Source organism: Phyllobacterium sophorae, assembly GCF_003010965.1.
In the GTDB taxonomy this organism is placed as follows: Bacteria; Pseudomonadota; Alphaproteobacteria; order Rhizobiales; family Rhizobiaceae; genus Phyllobacterium; species Phyllobacterium sophorae.
This window is the reverse complement of the sequence record NZ_PGGM01000005.1, coordinates 299,302-316,879: the sequence shown is the minus strand read 5'-3', so window position 1 is coordinate 316,879 and position 17,578 is coordinate 299,302. Positions and strand designations below refer to the sequence as shown.

The following is a 17,578-nucleotide window of genomic DNA, read 5'->3' as shown; positions in this document are numbered from 1 at the left end:
ATCATATCAAACCTTACCAATTGCCTTTGCCTTTGCTTCGTCGAGCCACCAGAGTATCTCAACCGGAAAGCCATAATCGGGTTTTGGCTCCTTGAAGCCGAACATGTCCCAATAGGCGACCAGGTGATTCGCTGAGAACCAATTTGGAATCCAGTCGCGTCTTATACGCAAGAGTCGATCAAGAACACGCATGATCGAAATCAATTCGGCCCGCGAATGCGCGTCACTGACTTTAGCAATGAGCGCATCGATGACCGGATCGGCAATGCCGGGAAGGTTGTAGGAGCCGGGGGCGGATGCAGATCTCGAGCCGAATATCGACTCAAGCGATTCTCGCGTTGGAGTCGCACTAAGTTGAACGGCCATACCAACCATGTCGAAATCGAAATCCTGCAGCCTGGTCTGGTATTGCGCAGGATCGACAAGCCGCAATGAAGCATTGATGCCGATCGCCTGGAGGTTGTTGATGAAGGGCGAATAGACGCGCGCGAATACCTCGGCCTGGATGAGCATTTCGAGATTGAGGGGCTTGTCTTGCGCATCGACGAAACGATTGCCGTTGCGCTTGAAACCCGCCCCGGTCAGGAGTTCCACCGCACGCCGCAAATTCTTGCGATCGCGTCCCGAGCCGTCGGAGGGCGCCTGGATCAACGCTTCTCCAAAAATGGACTCCGGCAGCCGGTCACGAAACGGCTCCATGAGCGCAAGTTCTTCCGGTGAGGGCTTGCCCGTCGCGCGGAAATCGGATTGTTCAAACAGCGATTGGGACTGCTCGTACATGCCGTAGAACAGGTTCTTCTGTGTCCATTGGAAGTCGAAGCACAGTGATATGGCTTCGCGTACGCGTGCGTCGCGGAAATGCTCGCGGCGCTGGTTGACCGCCCAGGCCTGCAATTGCGGACGTTTCTCGCCCGAGAACTCGCGTTTCAGCACACGCTTCTGCTGGATGGCGGGGAAATTATACTCGGTTGCCCAGGTCTTGGCCGTGTGCTCCATACGCCAGAAAATATCGCCCTTCTTGAAGGCTTCGAATTGTGGTTGTCGGTCGCGGTAGAAATCAATCTTGATCCGGTCGAAATGGTTGAGCCCGCGCCGCACAGGCAGGTCTTTGGCCCAGTCGTCGACAACCCGCTCATACTCGATGCCCTGACCGGCGGAGATGCTGCCCACGCGGTAGGCGCCCGAGCCGAGCGGCGGCTCCAGCGTCGACGCATCGAAATCGCGGGTCGCATACCACGTCCTTGACAGGATGGGCATGCTGGCGGCGACGTCGAGAATGGCGCGATCGGAGTGCTTGCCGGTGAAGGTAAGGCGAAGGGTGTGATCGTCTTCCGCGACGATTTCCTTCATTTCCGTGAGAAGCAGCAGAAGCTCGGGGTGGCCCTTCTTTTGCATCGTCTGGAAGCTGAAGACGACATCATGCGCCGTCAAGGGCGAACCATCATGAAATCTTGCTTCCGGCCGCAATTTGAATGTGAACGAATTGCGGTCGGCGGAGACGGTCACGGTCTCCGCCACCAGCCCATAGACGGAATCCGGCTCGTCGAGCGCCGAAGCCATCAGCGTATCGTAACATAGTTCCATGCGCGGCGGTGCGTCGCCCTTGGCCGAGAAGGTGTTGAGCGTGTTGAAGGTTTGCGGCGACTGGTTGAACAGCCAGTTCGGCGGCGAGAAGGCAAATGTGCCGCCCTTCGGCGCGTCCGGATTGGCATAGTCGAAATGCGTGAAATCCTTAGGATATTTCAACTCGCCAAAGGCCGAAAGTCCGTGCAAAGGGGCACCCGTCACCACTTCTGCCAGCGCCAGGCGAGGAGCCATTGCAGTCAGGATCGTCGCGCTGGAAACCTTCAGGACATCGCGGCGGTTAAGAAGTGTCATTCGGTCCGCGCCTTCAGAGCCTGCTCTTTGGCGGAATCGATCCACCACGAAAACGGATCGATGCCGGAATATTCGGGTTGCTTTTCCGGCATGCCGAATTTGTTCCAGTAGGCAATTTTTATCCGGTCGTCATACCATTGCGGAACCACGTAGTAATTCCATAACAGTACCCGGTCGAGGGCATGTGTCGCGGCCACGAGCTCATCGCGATCCTTGGCAAAGATAACCCGGTCGACCAGCTTGTCGACTGCTGGATTCTTGATGCCCATATAGTTGCGGCTTCCCGGCGTGTCCGCCGCGGCGGAGCTCCAGAAGTCCCGCTGCTCATTTCCCGGAGACAGAGTCTGGGACATGACGACATTTGGCGTGGTAATATCAAAATCGAAATCGTTGAGCCGCGCCGTGTATTGTGCGCTGTCCACGACGCGAATCTGCGCCTCGATGCCGAGCTTGCGGAGATTGGCCATGAACGGGCCGATAAAGCGCTCATCATTGGGATCGTCCGCCAGAAACTCTATCGTCAGCGGCTGCCCCGTCTTTGTATTAACGAGCTTGCCGTTCTTTTGGTCGTAACCGGCCTCTCGCAGCAGTTGAACAGCATGGCGCAGATTATCCCGCTGTGATTGCGGCGTGTCGTAGACGGGTAACTTGAATTCCTTGGTGAAAACCTCTGCAGGCACTGCATCCTTTACAGTCTCCAGGATTTCCAGCTCTTTGCCGCCCGGTAAGCCGCTTGAAGCCAATTCCGAACCGGCAAAATAGCTGTTTATGCGTTTGTATTGACCGAAGAACAGGTTCTTGCTCATGCTTTCAAAGTCATAGGCCCAGTTTAGGGCCTCGCGTACTTTGGGGTCTTTGAACTTGTCGCGCCGTGTGTTGATAAGAAAGCCTTGCATGCGTCCCGATGAGCGGAGCGGAAACATCGCCTTGATGACATCGCCACGCTCCACCGCGGGAAAGTCATATCCGCGCATCCACCGGCCAATACTCGCTTCGCCGCGATAGTCCTCAAAGCCGCCCTTCTTGAAGGCCTCCCAAGAGGCATTCTGGTCGCGAAAATACTCATAGCGGATATGGCCGAAATTGTTACGGCCGACATTGACCGCAAGGTCCTTGCCCCAATAGTTTTCGACACGGCCCCAGACAATCGTCTTGCCGGGCGCTACGCTCTCGATCTTGTAGGCCGAGGATCCAAGCGGAATTTCCATTGTCGGCTTGGCAATGTCGCGCTTCCTGCCGGAGGTGTCGGTCCCTTCCCACCAATGCTTGGGCAGGACGACCAGATCGCCCATGATGTTCGGCAGTTCCCTGTTGCCGCCGCTGGCAAAGGTGAAGGTTACCTCGCCGTCGCCGGTTTTCTCGGCCTTTTCAACATCATGATAATATTTGTTGTAAAGCGGGCTTTGCGCCTTCAAGACATTGAAGGACCAAATCACGTCATCGACTGTGATGGGCTGGCCGTCATGCCATTTCGCGGCCGGATCAAGCTTGAACTTGACCCAAGAAAAGTCGTCGGGATAGGCGAGGGTTTGAGCAATCAGCGGGTAGTTTGTTCCAACTTGATCAAGGGATTGGCTCATCAATGTATCGTAGAGCAGCCCACCTCCCAATGCACCCAATCCGGAGGCGGGTGTGCCTTGTACGACGTAGGGATTGAGGCTATCGAAACTGCCCTCGCTGGTCTGGTTTAGCGTTCCGCCTTTTGGCGCATCCGGATTGACATAATCAAAATGCTTGAAGCCGGCACCGTATTTTGGTTCGCCGAGGAGACTTGTCGCATGCCGCCATTCGGGTTGTGCTGCTTGCGCATTCTGGCAAATGCCAATGGCGCCAATGGTAAGGAAGGCGAGGCTGGCAACGAAAGGGCGAAATCGCAAATCAAGTCTCCACAGGTTCTCTTCAACGGGCAGTCTAAGAGAAAATGCGGCAGAGAACAGGCCTTCCCCAAAAAAACACGGGTAATTGATACAAAAAAACCGGGCACTTGGCCCGGCTTTTTGCAGCATGACAATTGCGGTTAGTTGGCAGGCGCCGGCTTTTCTGCAGCAGGTGCCGCACCTTCGGCCGGCTTCTCGGCTGCAGGGGCAGCACCCTCGGCTGGAGCGGCTGCACCATCAGCAGGTTTGGCGGCGTCGCCTGCCGGCGCTGCATCGGCGGCGGGAAGCGGCTTCGGGCTATCGGAGAGGGTGCGCAGGTAGGCGATCAGATCGGCGCGCTCATTGTCCTTCTTGTCGCCGGCAAAGCCCATGGCAGTGCCCTTGATGTAGCCCTTCGGTGAGGTCAGGAAGTGGTTGAGGTGATCATAGGTCCACTTTTCCTGACCGCCCTTGGAAAAATCCTTCATCGGGCCGGAATAGCTGAAACCAGCATGGGTAGCGATCGGGCGGTCAACGATATCCCAAAGGTTGGGGCCAACCTTGTTCGCGCCGCCCTTATCGCCGGTGTGGCAGGCTGCGCAGCGCTTGAAAACCGCTTCACCTCGGGTTGCGTCGGCAGAGGCCAGGAGCGTCGCGATCGGCACAGCTTCCGCGGCAGGGGCGCCAGCTTCAGCTTCACCACCGGCCTCAGCAGCCTGAATGATGAAACCGGGTTTTTCGGGCGCGTGGGAGTCAAATATAGAATCGGAGAGGATACCTGCCGTCATGACGACGAATACGGTTGCCAGAAACGCCATGGCATATTTGTTGAATGGGGTCGAATCCATCGTCGATCATTGCTCCACTTGTGTCCTGTTCAAGTACACTGAATACAGAGCCCGGTTGCGTTAGCCAAAGCAATTGCAGGAGCTTCGTGTTCAGCACACTTGCGGAGGTTCTCAATATCTGGTCAATGCAGAACGCTGCACATTTGTGACAAGAGCCCCTCGTGATCGCGCGGAAACTAGGTCTTTTGCTCGCGACTTGCAACACATATAAGGGCGGTTCTGCCTGAGACTTTTTGACACCCGTAGGCATGTGTGACGCATGAGAATATTGACACTTATTCCTGCCAGAATGGCTTCGACACGGCTTCCCGACAAGCCGCTGGCCGATATTGCCGGCAAGCCGATGATCGTGCATGTGGCGGAACGCGCTGCTGCTGCGGGTCTTGGCCGCACCGTGGTTGCAACTGACAGCCTTGCCGTGAGGTCGGCGGTGGAAGCACATGGGCTTGAAGCCGTCATGACGCGCGATGATCACGAATCCGGCTCTGACCGCATCTATGAAGCGCTTCTGGCGCTCGATCCGGACGGCAGCGTTGACGCTGTCGTGAATGTTCAAGGCGATTTGCCGACCATCGACGCCGATATCATAAGGCGTGCGCTTCTGCCCTTGCAGAACGGTCCTGCCGATATTGGTACGCTGGGCGTCGAAATTCGCCGCGAGGATGAGAAGACCAACCCGAACGTCGTGAAGATCATCGGTTCACCATCGGGCAAGAACCAGATGCGCGCGCTTTATTTTACCCGCGCGACCGCGCCATGGGGCGATGGTCCGCTCTATCACCACATCGGGCTCTATGCCTATCGCCGTGCTGCACTGGAGCGTTTTGTCGGGCTTGGGCCATCCCCGCTGGAACGCCGCGAGAGGCTGGAACAGCTGCGCGCACTGGAAGCAGGCATGCGGATCGATGTGGAAATCGTTGATTCGGTGCCGCTTGGCGTCGATACGCCCGAAGATCTCGAACGGGCACGTGACATTCTTCACCACATAAAAGGCAATTGATAATGGCCAAGACCAATCGCATCTCCTTCCAGGGCGAGCCTGGGGCGAACTCGGATACCGCGTGCCGCAACATGTTTCCAGAGATGGAACCCATGCCTTGCCCGACTTTCGAGGATGCGTTCAACGCTGTCGAAAGCGGTGCGGCTGATCTTGCCATGATCCCGATTGAAAACACGATTGCCGGCCGCGTCGCCGATATTCACCATCTCCTGCCGGAATCGCGCCTGCACATTGTCGGCGAGTATTTCCTGCCGATTCATTTTCAATTGATGGTGCTGCCCGGCACCAAGCGCAGCGATATCACGTCAGTCCATAGCCACATCCACGCTCTGGGCCAATGCCGAAAATATATCCGCAAGAATGGCTGGAAGCCGATGATTGCCGGAGATACGGCTGGCGCAGCGCGGCTCGTTGCCGAGGTCAAGGACAAGTCGATGGCCGCCCTGGCACCGCGACTTGCCTCCGATCTCTACGGGCTCGACATTCTGGAAGAGGATGTCGAGGATACGGAAAACAACGTCACGCGGTTCGTCGTTCTCAACAAGACCAAGAAATGGGCGCCGCGCACCTCCAATGAACTCATGATGACGACTTTCGTCTTCCGCGTCCGCAACGTTCCGGCGGCGCTTTACAAGGCCATGGGCGGTTTCGCTACCAACATGGTTAATATGACGAAGCTCGAGAGTTACCAGATCGACGGCAAGTTCACTGCAACGCAGTTCTATGCCGACATTGAAGGTCACCCCGATGACAAGAACGTCGCCCACGCCCTGGACGAGCTGGAGTTCTTCTCCAAGGAAGTACGGATCCTGGGTGTTTATCCAGCGGATACGACATTCCGCAGCGCGCAGGGCGAGGAGGAATAGGGTTCTGTCTAAACCCCACTCTCGACCCAGCTGCGGATTAGGTGTGCGGCGATGGCGCCACGCGGCGGTGTCATCAAGCCGTCCGGGTGCGTGCGGTCGAGCATGGTGACCACTTCCTCGCGCGAGAACCAGCGTCCATCCTCAAGCTCGGCCCTGTCGAGGGTGAATTTATCGGACAGTGCCTCGGCGTGGCAGCCGATCATCAGTGAATAGGGGAATGGCCAGGGCTGGCTGGCGTGGTAGAGCACGCGGCCGACCGGCAGATTGGTTTCTTCCAGCGTCTCGCGGCGAACCGCGTTTTCTATCGTTTCGCCGGGCTCGATGAAACCGGCAAGGCAGGAATACATCCCCGGACCGAAATGCGGGCCGCGCGCCAGCAGGCATCGATCACCTCGCACTACCATCATGATCGCGACAGGATCAGTCCTGGGGAAATGCTGCGCTTCGCAATTGGGGCAGGTACGCCGGTAACCGCCGTCGCGCATGACTGTTCCGGTGCCGCAGCGTCCGCAATATTTGTGGTTCTCATGCCAGGTCAGAAGCGACACTGCTTGCGCCATGGCCCCGAGCTGGTCAGGCGGGATGAGGCCTTGCGTGTAGACCGAGCGATAGTCGATAGCCTCGATGAGGTCCGGCAAGGCGGTGAAATCCAATGCGCTCGGCGCTGCGAGGATCGGCATATCGTCCTGCATGCCGAGATAGACGGTCTTGTCCTGCGCCGGCAGCAGGGCCGCGGCTTCGTCCAGGCTGAAAAGGGCATCGCCCGTGTCGCGCTGCGTTACCAGCACCTGACCCTGACCGATCAGCAGCATGCGGGCGTTGGCATTCCCCAGCGCAAGGGTCACCACATCATCACTGCGCTTTTCCGAATGACGGTTGATCCTGTTGCCGGCGAAGCCGACAAAATGACTTGCTTCCGTTTCCGGGACATCGAAGAGGCGAAACGACATGGGTGGAACTCCAGAAAGCTGGTCCGGAATGGGACTGCGCAATTATATTGACTAGATAGCCTTGAGTATGGCGCTCGCAAAGGCCTTTGCGTCTTTTTCGCCATAGGGTTCGCGAGTGCCGTGTCCCCAGACAGGTCCGGGCCAGGCGGGATCCCCGGTATTGCGGGCGATCACATGCAGATGCAGCTGGCGAACGATATTGCCCAGCGCGCCCGTATTGATTTTCTCGCAATTGACGACCGACTTTAATGCCTGGGCTGCAATCCCGGTCTCGAAAGTCAGCATGGTTTGGTCAAGCGGGGTCAGTTCGTGGATTTCGCAGATGCCGGGGCGTTGCGGCACCAGGATCAACCAGGGCCAGCGGCGGTCATTCATCAGGCGCAGATCGCAGAGACCCAGCCTTGCAATGGAAAATGTCTCTGCTGCAAGCTTACTATCGAGCGTAAAAGTCATGATTCATATTAGATAACAGTTTTTTTGCCGATCCGCTTGCTTTTTGCGTCTGAATTGACGATATGAGCCTCGGGAGGTTGGTGGTGGACGAGCCACTCGCCAACCGGGTCAGGTCCGGAAGGAAGCAGCCCCAACGAGCCAGGCACGGGTCGCCGTGCCAGCCTCCCACCCTTCTTCTTTGTCAACTTGCCCTGGCCTGTGTCAAAGCCGTCAAGCGGCATTGACGCTGCGGTGCATGGCGGTCCAAACTTGTGACGCACGCGAGAAGTTAATGCAGGAGCGGAATCAGCGCGATGGACACCAAAATGGCAGATAGCGCCTATCGCGTGCTCGCCCGCAAATATCGCCCGCAGAATTTTGACGATCTGATCGGCCAGGAGCCGATGGTTCGCACGCTGACCAATGCATTCGAAACCGGGCGCATCGCGCAGGCGTGGATGCTGACCGGCGTGCGCGGTGTCGGCAAGACGACCACCGCGCGAATTCTGGCGCGCGCGCTTAACTACAAAACGGTCGAGATCGATAGACCTACAATCGATCTCACCGCGCCGGGCGAGCACTGCCAGGCGATCATGGAAGGCCGCCATGTCGACGTGATCGAAATGGACGCCGCCTCGCATACGGGTATCGACGATATTCGCGAGATCATCGAACAGGTGCGTTATCGCCCGGTTTCGTCGCGTTACAAGGTCTACATCATCGATGAGGTGCACATGCTCTCCAATCAGGCCTTCAACGGCCTGTTGAAGACACTGGAAGAACCGCCTCCCCATGTGAAATTCATCTTTGCAACGACCGAAATCCGCAAAGTCCCGATCACGGTTCTGTCGCGCTGCCAGCGCTTCGACCTGCGCCGCATCGACACCAGCGTCTTGATTCGCCATTTGCAGAAGATCGCAGGTCTGGAAGCGATCACGGTGGACGATGCGTCGCTGAGTATGATCGCAAGGGCAGGCGAAGGGTCGGTGCGCGATTCATTGTCGATTTTCGATCAAGCCATCGCCCACGGCGCAGGCACTGTCGATGCCGATGCCGTACGTTCAATGCTCGGCCTCGCCGACCGCGCCCGTATCATCGATCTGTTCGAAATGCTGATGCGGGGCGATGTTGCGTCCGCCTTGCGGGAATTCCGCGCCCAATATGATGTTGGCGCCGACCCGAGCGTGGTTCTCACCGATCTTGCCGATTTCAACCATCTGGTGACGCGCATCCGTTTTACGCCGGACGTGGCGGATGACATTTCTCTTTCGGAAGACGAGCGGACACGCGGAAGGGACTTTGCCGAAAAGCTATCCATCCGTGTCCTGTCACGCACCTGGCAGATGCTCCTGAAAGGCATCACCGAAGTGGACAATTCCAGCCGCCCCGTCCAGGCGGCGGAAATGCTGTTGATCCGGCTTGCCCACGCTGCCGATCTGCCGACGCTCGACGAGGCGTTGAAATCACTGGAGGATGGGGCGGCGACGGCCACGCAATCGTCCCGAAATGACGCACCTCGTCCGGGAAATGGCGGGGCCGCCATGGCTCGTCCGGGGACCACGGATGCGGTCGCTTCATCGCGTGGCTCTATCAGCTCCAACGGCGGCGCCACCATGCGCCTGGTCGAACCGTCAGCCGCCAGGCCCGATCCGATCGTTCCGCCGCAGCCGGTGGTCGAAGAAGCAACGCCTGTTGTACCGGTTAACAGCATCGAGGACATCATCGCGCTGGCCGAGAAGCAGCGCGACATGCAGTTCAAGATCATGGTCAAGAATTGCGTGCGCCTTGTCAGTCTCAAGCCTGGACGGCTTGAAATCAACCTGACCGACAATGCACCGAAGACGCTTTTGACGGATCTGTCGCAGAAGCTGACTGACTGGACCGGAATCCGCTGGATGGTCTCGCTCTCGCGCGAGCAGGGCAGTGCCACGATCAATGAAACCGAAACGGCAAAACGTGACTCGCTGTTGAGCGACGCGCGGGCCGATCCGGATGTCGCAGCGATCCTGTCAAAATTTCCCGGCGCCAAGATCATCAATGTGCGCATCGCGACACCCGCCGGGCAGGCAGACGGCGAAATATCAAACGGTGCAGCACCCGGTGATGATACATTGGCACCAGTCGAAGAAGACGATTGAACAACAGGAGTTTTCCCATGCGTGACATTATGGGCATGATGAAACAGGCCAAGGAAATGCAGGCCAAGATGGCGGCCATGCAGGAAGAGATTTCTGCATTGGAAGCGGAAGGCCAGGCAGGCGGCGGCCTCGTCACAGTGAAGCTTTCCGGCAAGGGCGCGCTGACGGCGCTGACGATCGATCCGTCGCTGTTCAAGGAAGATGATATCGAGGTCATCGAAGACCTGATCATCGCTGCGCACAATGAAGCCAAGGCAAAAGTCGAGGCGATCATGGCCGAGAAGACGCAGGCGCTGACTGCTGGTTTGCCCATACCGCCCGGTTTCAAGCTACCGTTTTGACACTTGGGCGGCAACCAGAAGTTTGTTGGAAAGGCCGCCCAACTCGTTTATATTATGCTTGGAGTGGGGAACGAGCTTTCGCTCGTCCCCCTTTCCTCGTTATATGAAATGAACCCGGATCATCAGCTGCCAGCCGGTCCGGGTTCTTTTCATAATGAGAGCAACGCTAAACGGAAATCTCCGCATAGTTTCACCTCCAAGTTTGAGCAAAGGCTGATGCCGCAGTTGGAGAAGCCCATCTTCTCCAATGCACCGGCTGGCACGATGCTGCTGCTTTTCCCTCAAACTCATGCGCTTTTTGCGCCTGCTCAATCAATATCCGGCCTGTGAAATGGGACAACCAATCCAGGATTGTGTTTCTTTGAGCATTTTGATTGCAGTCAGTTGAGGCTTTGCAGCGCTCTCCGATTCCCTAAAACCGCAAATTGCTTTAAACCGGCGACATGTCGAAGCGAATCGCCGGTCCCGAAATTGAACGCCTGATCCAGCTCCTGGCGAAAGTGCCGGGGCTCGGGCCGCGTTCCGCCCGCCGGGCAGCCCTGTATCTGATCAAGAAGAAGGAAGCGCTGCTGATTCCACTGGGTTCGGCCATGCAGGATGCTGCGGACAAAGTGCGGATTTGCAGCACGTGCGGCAATGTCGATACATCCGATCCCTGCATGATCTGCACCGATCCGCGCCGCGAACGGGCGACGCTCATCGTCGTCGAGGATGTCTCCGATCTCTGGGCGCTGGAGCGTGCCGGGTCGATGAATGTGCGTTACCACGTTCTGGGCGGACGGCTGTCGCCGCTCGACGGTATCGGCCCAGACGATCTCAATATCATGACGCTCGTGGGACGGGTCGCGGAAGGCGAGATCAAGGAAGTGATCCTGGCGGTCAACGCGACGGTCGAGGGCCAGACGACGGCGCATTACATCACCGATCAGCTTGCCGGGCTGGATGTTCGCATCACGAGGCTCGCCCATGGCGTTCCCGTTGGCGGTGAACTCGATTATCTCGACGAAGGAACATTGACGGCGGCATTGCGCGCCCGAACGACACTCTAGGAGGACATCTTGATCCAACGTCCATTGAGATATGCCCTTGGGGCGGTGGCAGGGATGTTGCTCGCTGTTGATGCAAGCGCAGGGTTGGCGGCGTCAAAGCCCGAAATCGAGGCCCAATTTCAAACATGGCTTGCCAATGACCTTTGGCCAGAAGCCAGGGCGAAGGGCGTTTCCAAGCCAACCTTCGATCAGGCGTTCACCGGCGTGACGCTGAACTTCGACCTGCCGGATCTGGTCATGCCGGGTGAAAAGCCGCAAACGCCACAGAAACAGGTGCAGTCCGAATTCGGCTCGCCCGGCAAGTATTTCAACGACAAGACGGTGAACGCGGTCACCTCGGGCGGAAAGGCGCGAGCCGGGCAATATGCGCGGATACTGAAGGCGGTAGAGAACAAGTATGGCGTTCCAGGCGAAATAGCCCTTGCCATCTGGGGCCGCGAAAGCGGTTATGGCAGCGTCAAGATTCCCTACAATGCTTTTACGGTGCTTGGCACCAAAGCGTTCATGGCAACGCGCAAGGATATGTTCCGCGAGGAGCTGGTGGCGGCACTGGAGATTGTCCAGAAGGGCTATATCGGCGCCGGCAGCATGAAGAGCTCCTGGGCCGGGGCGCTTGGCCAGCCGCAATTCATGCCGAGTTCCTACATCGAGCACGCGGTAGATTTCGACGGCGATGGCAAGCGGGACATCTGGAATTCGGTGCCGGACACGCTGGGTTCAATCGCACATTACCTCGCACAGTATGGCTGGCAGCGCGGCCGCGATTGGGGCTACGAGGTCAACGTTCCGGCCAGCGTCAGCTGTGCGCTCGAGGGACCGGACCAAGGCAAACCGTTCGCGGCATGGGAAAAGCTTGGCATCGCCCGCGTCAACGGCAAGCCGTTCCCGTCCAGCGAAGCAAAGCGCGAAGGTTTCCTGGTGATGCCGGCGGGGCGGCACGGCCCAGCGTTCATCGTCACGAAGAATTTCTACGTGCTCAAGGAATACAATATGAGTGATCTCTATGCGCTGTTCATCGGCCATGCCGGAGATCGTATAGCGAACGGTGCGACGGGTTTCTCCACAGGCTGGGGCGATGTCGGAGGCCTGTATCGCTCGGACATTGCCGGTCTGCAAAAAGTGCTCGAGAAGAAGGGCTATGATGCCGGCGGGGCGGATGGCTTCCCGGGCTTCAAGACGCGCCGCTCGATCGGTGACTGGCAGTTCAAGCAGGGAATGGCCCCGACCTGCTTTCCCGACAAGAGCCTGATCAAGGCTATTCGCTGAAGATTCTCTTTCGCACTTATCTGGAAAAGCTCTAAAACTATTCTTGTATCGAGAATGGGAGCCGAGCCATGCCAGCCAACGAGCGATCGAAACACATTACCCAGGGCGTCGCACGGTCGCCTAATCGTGCCATGTACTATGCGCTGGGCTATGAGAAGGCTGATTTCGACAAGCCTATGATCGGCATTGCCAACGGCCATTCGACGATCACACCCTGCAATGCGGGGCTGCAGCCTTTGGCCGATGCTGCTGTCGCTGCGATAAAAGCGGCGGGCGGCAACCCGCAAATCTTCGGCACGCCCACCATTTCCGATGGCATGGCGATGGGCACCGAGGGCATGAAATATTCGCTGATCTCGCGCGAAGTGATCGCTGACTGCATCGAGACCTGCGTCAACGGCCAATGGATGGACGGCGTTCTTGTCATCGGCGGTTGCGACAAAAACATGCCAGGCGGAATGATCGCGATGGCCCGCACCAATGTTCCCTCTATTTATGTTTACGGCGGAACCATCAAGCCCGGCAATTGGAAGGGCAAGGATCTGTCGATTGTTTCCTCCTTTGAGGCAGTCGGCTCTTTTATGGCCGGGAAGATGAGCGAGGAGGACTTCGAAGGCATCGAGCGCCACGCCTGTCCATCGACCGGCTCTTGTGGTGGCATGTATACGGCCAACACGATGAGTTCGGCTTTCGAGGCGCTCGGCATGTCGCTGCTGTCATCGTCGACCATGGCCAATCCCGATGCGGAAAAAGTAGACAGTACAGAACAATCCGCGCGCGTTCTGGTTGAAGCCGTGCGCAGAAATATCCGCCCGCGCGATATCATCACACGCAAATCCATTGAAAATGCCGTGGCGCTGATCATGGCGACGGGCGGTTCCACCAATGGCGTGCTGCATTTCCTTGCCATCGCCCATGCGGCGGAAGTGGAATGGACGCTCGAAGACTTTGAGCGGGTGCGCCGCAAGGTGCCGGTGATCTGTAATCTCAGGCCGTCCGGCCAGTATATGGCGGTCGATCTGCACAAGGTCGGCGGCATTCCGCAGGTCCTCAAAATCCTGTTGAATGCAGGTCTCCTGCACGGCGACTGCCCTACCATCACGGGACGCACGCTTGCCGAGGAACTGGTGCATATCCCGGATGCACCGCCGGCCGATCAGAATGTCATACGGCCCATCGACAGGGCGCTCTACAAGCAGGGGCATCTGGCGATCCTCAAGGGCAATCTTGCGACGGGCGGCGCAGTGGCCAAGATCACAGGGTTGAAAAACCCCGTCATCCAGGGACCCGCACGCGTCTTTGACGACGAGCAGTCGGCCATGGACGCGATCCTTTCCGACAAGATCCGGCCGGGAGATGTGGTGGTGCTGCGTTATCTTGGCCCGAAAGGTGGCCCGGGCATGCCGGAAATGCTGGCGCCAACTTCAGCGATTATCGGCCGGGGCCTTGGCGAAAGTGTCGGACTGATCACGGACGGGCGCTTTTCCGGTGGAACCTGGGGCATGGTCGTCGGCCATGTCACCCCGGAGGCTTTTGAAGGCGGCACCATTGCGCTGGTCCAGGAAGGCGACACGATCACTATCGACGCCCATAAGCAATTGCTGCAACTCGAGGTTGGCGAGGCTGAAATAGAAGCACGCCGCGCTCAGTGGAAGCAGCCGCCGCCGCGGTACACGCGCGGTGTGCTGGCCAAATTCGCCAAGCTGGCTAAGTCGGCGAGCGAAGGAGCGGTGACGGACTAGGACAAGTTCCCACCAACAGAAACCGCTTTGCTTCCCGGCCGGCTAGTCGATCTACGTGGCGCGAGGGGCGATATCCATTCAACAGTCTTGTCATTTGTACCCATATGTGAAAAAGATATTCACAAGAGAAGATATGGGAGGGTGACAGATGCCATCAGGGGTGCGCGTTCGTCCGGCTGACGGGAACATGCCACGATGACGGCCTTTGCACCGACAGTCGGTGTTTCAACTACCCATCCGATGGACATGCCGGCCGATCATGCCGCATTGCCGGTGTGGAATGCCGAAAACTGGTTCTACGAGGACTGGCCGGCCGGGCAGAAAATCCGCTCGCTGCGCCGGACGATCTCGGAGAGCGACAGCCACCTCTTCAACATGCTGGTCACGGATATCCACCCATACGTGCAGGACCAGATGTTTGCCGAGAGCGATGGCATTTTTGGCAAACGGCTGATTGCAGGGGCGTTCGTGTTTTCCGCCGGGCTTGGCCTGGTGGCGACGAATTGCGTCAACGCCTTTTCCTACGGTTATGACAAGTTGCGCTTCATAAAGCCAGTCTTCCTCAACGATACGATCTACACCATCCGCACCAATCTGGATAAGCGACCGCGCTACAAGGAACTGGGCCTGATCCGTGCCAGCTACGAAGTGTTCAAGAATGAGGGCGAACTCGTCCTCTACTGCGAACATTTGCAAACGGTGAAATACAACAACCCCGCCGATTTCATTGGAAAGACCGAGAAATAATGACTGCCGAGACCACTGAATTACCTCTGACGGGCCTGCTTGTCGTCGATATGAGCCAGTTCCTGTCTGGCCCCTATGCTTCGCTGCGGCTGATGGATCTCGGTGCCCGCGTCATCAAGATCGAGCGTCCGGATGGTGGCGACCTCTCCCGCCGGCTTTATCTCAGCGATACGGAAATCGGCGGCGATTCCACGATTTTCCATGCGATCAACCGCGCCAAGGAAAGTCTGGCCATAGACCTCAAGAGCGCGGCCGATGTCGCGTCGTTAAAATCGCTGCTCGCCAGGGCCGATGTGCTGATTCAGAATTTCCGCCCCGGTGTGATCGAGCGGCTTGGCCTCGGCTATGAGACTGTTAAGGCGATCAATCCCCAGCTCGTCTATGCCAGCATCAGCGGGTATGGCGAAGAGGGCCCTTGGGTGTCGCGGCCGGGTCAGGACCTTTTGGCGCAATCGCGCTCCGGCCTCATGTGGCTCAATGGCGATGAGAGCCAGGGACCGGTGCCCTTCGGCCTTGCCGTCGGCGATATGCTGGCGGGAGCCGCGACGGTGCAGGGTATCCTCGCCGCGCTGGTGCGCCGTGGCATCAGCGGCAAGGGCAGTCATATCGAAACCAGTCTCATGGAATCGCTGATCGATTTCCAGTTCGAGGTGCTGACCACACATTTGAACGATGGCCGCCGCCTGCCGAAGCGGTCGGATTTCCGCAGTGCGCACGCCTACCTTTCTGCCCCTTATGGAGTTTACCAGACAAGGGACGGCTACCTGGCACTCGCGATGACCCCATTGTCGAAACTGGCAGATCTTCTGGAACTTGAAGAACTTGCTCCCTATCGCGATGAGCCTGCTTCATGGTTCACGCAACGCGACGAAATCAAGCGCATCATCGCAGCCAGGCTGGCAACGGAAACGACCGGCCATTGGCTCTCGATCCTTGAACCTGCCGATATCTGGTGCGCCAAGGTGTTGAATTGGGAGGAACTCCTGCAGAGCGAAGGCTTCAAGGTTCTCGACATGCTGCAGAAAGTGGAGCGGGACGATAACGTTTCCATCCTCACCACGCGCTCGCCCATCCGGGTCAATGGCCAGCGTGCAAAGTTTGATCGTGCCGCGCCGCGTATCGGTGAACATAGCGAGGCTATCCGCAAGGAGTTCGCGCTGTGATTGAAATAAAGTTGAAAGGCATGACGTGGAACCATCCGCGCGGCTACGATCCCATGGTTGCCTGCTCCAGGCTATGGGAAGAGCAAACGGGTGTCGGCATCGAATGGGAAAAACGTTCACTGCAGGATTTTGAATCGTTTCCGGTCGAAGAGCTGGCGCGGGAGTATGACCTGATCGTCATCGATCATCCGCATGTCGGCCAGATTACGGCGGAAAGCTGCCTTGCCCCGCTTGACGTTCCTGGACGTCAAGCAGATCGCGACGCTCTGGTCAAAGGCAGCGTCGGGCAGTCTTATCAGAGTTATCGCTGGCAAGGCCGGCAATGGGCATTTCCTGTTGATACTGCGGCTCAAGTCGCTGCGTGGCGACCGGATTTGCTGGCAAAACCCCCTGTCGCATGGAACGGCGCCTTGACCCTCGCACGGGAGGGAAAAGTTCTTCTGCCGCTTCGGCCGCCGCATACGCTGATGAGCTTTTACACCCTCAGCGCCAATATGGGATCACCCTGTGCCGCAGCGAAGCTCGGGGATTTGATCTGTCCCGAGAACGGCGCAAGAACATTTGACATGATGCGTGAGATTGTTTCGCTGATCGACCCGGCCTGTTTTGGCATGGATCCGATCGCAGTCCTGGAAAAGATGTCCGCTGCGGGTTCGACCATCGCCTATTCGCCTTTGATTTACGGCTATGTCAACTACGCGATCGAGGGGTTCCGTCCCGGCCGTATAGCCTTTGCCGACATACCGGCGGCGGGCACGAATGGCCCCGTTGGTTCGGCGCTGGGAGGCACCGGTATCGCCATATCCGCCTTCTCACCAAATCGGGACGCGGCGGTGGATTTCGCCTACTGGATAGCAAGCGGGAAGGTACAGCGCGGTCCCTATGCTTCTGCCGGCGGTCAACCTGGCCATGCTGATGCCTGGGAGGATGAAAAGGTCAATTCGGAAACGGCGGATTTTTATTTTGCGACGCGCAAGACGCTGGAGGGCTCATGGATGCGTCCGCGCCACAATGGGTACATGGCATTTCAGCAGGCCGCTTCAGACCGTCTCAATACGGGGCTCCTGAAAAACCACGAAGCAAGAAACGTCATTGACGATCTGAACAGGCTGTTCCGCCAGAGTTTTGCCGGCTGACCTAGGATGAATGGCGCATTTGGCTGGCGCGGCCATATCTGCCCGGGCACACACCATAGCCGCTTTGACAACTCGCTGGGTTCGGAGTTGAAATTTCGCTTCTGCGCGGCGACCAGCTCGCATAGGTTGACCCGCAAGCGGTCAGCAAGAGGCTGCTCAAAAGCGT

Annotated in this window: 16 protein-coding genes and 1 other RNA gene; 12 read left to right on the top strand and 5 right to left on the bottom strand. The window is 57.9% G+C overall.

From position 1 onward, the window contains the following. Nucleotides 1-6: 6 nt before the first annotated feature. The 3 genes from CU103_RS14105 to CU103_RS14095 all read right to left on the bottom strand — a co-directional run bounded on the left by CU103_RS14105 (nucleotide 7) and on the right by CU103_RS14095 (nucleotide 4,582). Nucleotides 7-1,878, bottom strand: coding sequence for an extracellular solute-binding protein (locus CU103_RS14105; protein WP_106664553.1), 1,872 nt, complete (start codon nucleotides 1,876-1,878; stop codon nucleotides 7-9). Then, complete coding sequence (locus CU103_RS14100; protein WP_245448799.1) at nucleotides 1,875-3,713, bottom strand: extracellular solute-binding protein; 1,839 nt, start codon at nucleotides 3,711-3,713, stop codon at nucleotides 1,875-1,877. Before CU103_RS14100 ends, CU103_RS14105 begins: the two co-directional genes overlap by 4 nt. Nucleotides 3,714-3,895: 182 nt before the next feature. Next, nucleotides 3,896-4,582 carry a c-type cytochrome gene (locus CU103_RS14095; protein WP_106664551.1) on the bottom strand — a complete coding sequence of 229 codons (687 nt, stop codon included), beginning with the start codon at nucleotides 4,580-4,582 and terminating at the stop codon, nucleotides 3,896-3,898. Between the two features lie 259 nt (nucleotides 4,583-4,841). Between CU103_RS14095 and CU103_RS14090 the strand changes: the two genes are divergently transcribed. After that, the gene (locus CU103_RS14090; protein WP_106664550.1) at nucleotides 4,842-5,582 is read left to right on the top strand and encodes a 3-deoxy-manno-octulosonate cytidylyltransferase; all 741 of its coding nucleotides are present in this window, start codon (nucleotides 4,842-4,844) and stop codon (nucleotides 5,580-5,582) included. 2 nt (nucleotides 5,583-5,584) lie between these two features. After that, nucleotides 5,585-6,448, top strand: coding sequence for a prephenate dehydratase (locus CU103_RS14085; RefSeq protein WP_210203759.1), 864 nt, complete (start codon nucleotides 5,585-5,587; stop codon nucleotides 6,446-6,448). 8 nt (nucleotides 6,449-6,456) lie between these two features. Here the strand turns inward: CU103_RS14085 and nudC are convergent, their stop codons facing one another. Further along, nucleotides 6,457-7,398 (bottom strand): NAD(+) diphosphatase, encoded by a 942-nt coding sequence (gene nudC / locus CU103_RS14080; protein WP_106664549.1) that lies wholly within the window; start codon nucleotides 7,396-7,398, stop codon nucleotides 6,457-6,459. Between the two features lie 51 nt (nucleotides 7,399-7,449). After that, nucleotides 7,450-7,854 (bottom strand): HIT domain-containing protein, encoded by a 405-nt coding sequence (locus CU103_RS14075; RefSeq protein WP_106664548.1) that lies wholly within the window; start codon nucleotides 7,852-7,854, stop codon nucleotides 7,450-7,452. 69 nt (nucleotides 7,855-7,923) lie between these two features. Here CU103_RS14075 and ffs point away from each other — a divergent pair. The 10 genes from ffs (at nucleotide 7,924) to CU103_RS14025 (ending at nucleotide 17,412) form a co-directional block, all read left to right on the top strand. Continuing rightward, nucleotides 7,924-8,020: signal recognition particle sRNA small type (ffs, locus tag CU103_RS14070), an RNA gene on the top strand. Nucleotides 8,021-8,144: 124 nt separating this feature from the next. Beyond that, nucleotides 8,145-9,968 carry a DNA polymerase III subunit gamma/tau gene (locus CU103_RS14065; RefSeq protein WP_106664547.1) on the top strand — a complete coding sequence of 608 codons (1,824 nt, stop codon included), beginning with the start codon at nucleotides 8,145-8,147 and terminating at the stop codon, nucleotides 9,966-9,968. 17 nt (nucleotides 9,969-9,985) lie between these two features. Further along, the gene (locus CU103_RS14060) at nucleotides 9,986-10,309 is read left to right on the top strand and encodes a YbaB/EbfC family nucleoid-associated protein (RefSeq protein ID WP_106664546.1); all 324 of its coding nucleotides are present in this window, start codon (nucleotides 9,986-9,988) and stop codon (nucleotides 10,307-10,309) included. Nucleotides 10,310-10,312: 3 nt separating this feature from the next. Beyond that, entirely contained in the window at nucleotides 10,313-10,639 is a 327-nt protein-coding gene (locus tag CU103_RS14055; protein ID WP_106664545.1) for a hypothetical protein, read from the top strand. Between the two features lie 113 nt (nucleotides 10,640-10,752). After that, a complete protein-coding gene (gene recR, locus CU103_RS14050; protein ID WP_106664544.1) occupies nucleotides 10,753-11,358 on the top strand; it encodes a recombination mediator RecR in 606 nt (201 codons plus the stop codon). Nucleotides 11,359-11,412: 54 nt separating this feature from the next. Beyond that, the gene (locus CU103_RS14045; protein WP_106664543.1) at nucleotides 11,413-12,624 is read left to right on the top strand and encodes a lytic murein transglycosylase; all 1,212 of its coding nucleotides are present in this window, start codon (nucleotides 11,413-11,415) and stop codon (nucleotides 12,622-12,624) included. Between the two features lie 68 nt (nucleotides 12,625-12,692). Continuing rightward, nucleotides 12,693-14,366 carry a dihydroxy-acid dehydratase gene (gene ilvD / locus CU103_RS14040; protein WP_106664542.1) on the top strand — a complete coding sequence of 558 codons (1,674 nt, stop codon included), beginning with the start codon at nucleotides 12,693-12,695 and terminating at the stop codon, nucleotides 14,364-14,366. A gap of 195 nt (nucleotides 14,367-14,561) precedes the next feature. Continuing rightward, the gene (locus CU103_RS14035; RefSeq protein WP_106664541.1) at nucleotides 14,562-15,113 is read left to right on the top strand and encodes a MaoC family dehydratase; all 552 of its coding nucleotides are present in this window, start codon (nucleotides 14,562-14,564) and stop codon (nucleotides 15,111-15,113) included. Beyond that, a complete protein-coding gene (locus CU103_RS14030; protein WP_106664540.1) occupies nucleotides 15,113-16,276 on the top strand; it encodes a CaiB/BaiF CoA transferase family protein in 1,164 nt (387 codons plus the stop codon). The genes CU103_RS14035 and CU103_RS14030 overlap by 1 nt, the downstream gene beginning before the upstream one ends. Continuing rightward, nucleotides 16,276-17,412 carry an extracellular solute-binding protein gene (locus CU103_RS14025; RefSeq protein WP_210203762.1) on the top strand — a complete coding sequence of 379 codons (1,137 nt, stop codon included), beginning with the start codon at nucleotides 16,276-16,278 and terminating at the stop codon, nucleotides 17,410-17,412. Before CU103_RS14030 ends, CU103_RS14025 begins: the two co-directional genes overlap by 1 nt. The last annotated feature ends 166 nt before the right edge of the window (nucleotides 17,413-17,578 follow it).

Excerpts from the sequence above, each read along its gene's own strand:
- CU103_RS14035 (WP_106664541.1), top strand. The coding sequence starts at position 14,562 with ATGACGGCCTTTGCACCGACAGTCGGTGTTTCAACTACCCATCCGATG.
- CU103_RS14095 (WP_106664551.1), bottom strand. The coding sequence starts at position 4,582 with ATGGATTCGACCCCATTCAACAAATATGCCATGGCGTTTCTGGCAACC.
- CU103_RS14090 (WP_106664550.1), top strand. The coding sequence starts at position 4,842 with ATGAGAATATTGACACTTATTCCTGCCAGAATGGCTTCGACACGGCTT.
- nudC (WP_106664549.1), bottom strand. The coding sequence starts at position 7,398 with ATGTCGTTTCGCCTCTTCGATGTCCCGGAAACGGAAGCAAGTCATTTT.
- CU103_RS14085 (WP_210203759.1), top strand. The coding sequence starts at position 5,585 with ATGGCCAAGACCAATCGCATCTCCTTCCAGGGCGAGCCTGGGGCGAAC.
- CU103_RS14030 (WP_106664540.1), top strand. The coding sequence starts at position 15,113 with ATGACTGCCGAGACCACTGAATTACCTCTGACGGGCCTGCTTGTCGTC.
- recR (WP_106664544.1), top strand. The coding sequence starts at position 10,753 with ATGTCGAAGCGAATCGCCGGTCCCGAAATTGAACGCCTGATCCAGCTC.
- CU103_RS14065 (WP_106664547.1), top strand. The coding sequence starts at position 8,145 with ATGGACACCAAAATGGCAGATAGCGCCTATCGCGTGCTCGCCCGCAAA.
- CU103_RS14105 (WP_106664553.1), bottom strand. The coding sequence starts at position 1,878 with ATGACACTTCTTAACCGCCGCGATGTCCTGAAGGTTTCCAGCGCGACG.
- CU103_RS14045 (WP_106664543.1), top strand. The coding sequence starts at position 11,413 with ATGTTGCTCGCTGTTGATGCAAGCGCAGGGTTGGCGGCGTCAAAGCCC.
- CU103_RS14060 (WP_106664546.1), top strand. The coding sequence starts at position 9,986 with ATGCGTGACATTATGGGCATGATGAAACAGGCCAAGGAAATGCAGGCC.
- ilvD (WP_106664542.1), top strand. The coding sequence starts at position 12,693 with ATGCCAGCCAACGAGCGATCGAAACACATTACCCAGGGCGTCGCACGG.